The sequence below is a fragment of the Vibrio sp. 10N.286.51.E5 genome (assembly GCF_041469125.1).
In the GTDB taxonomy this organism is placed as follows: domain Bacteria; phylum Pseudomonadota; class Gammaproteobacteria; order Enterobacterales; family Vibrionaceae; genus Vibrio; species Vibrio crassostreae_C.
Map to the genome: position 1 here is coordinate 1 of NZ_JBFRJZ010000111.1, position 252 is coordinate 252.

1 rRNA gene is annotated in these 252 nt (G+C 46.8%); it reads right to left on the reverse strand.

What is annotated here, in order from left to right:
• Positions 1-252: ribosomal RNA gene (locus AB4161_RS23265) — 23S ribosomal RNA — on the reverse strand; the annotation flags it as partial.

Here is a 252-nt window from a genome sequence, read left to right on the forward strand (position 1 = left end):
CCCTACTCGTTTTCACTGATGATGAGATGTCGATTACGGGGCTATCACCCTTTATTGCGGCACTTTCCAGAGCCTTCATCTGTCTCATTAAAAGCTTAAGGGCTAATCCAATTTCGCTCGCCGCTACTTTCGGAATCTCGGTTGATTTCTCTTCCTCGGGGTACTTAGATGTTTCAGTTCCCCCGGTTTGCCTCCTGTTGCTATGTATTCACAACAGGATACTTGCTTATGCAAGTGGGTTTCCCCATTCAG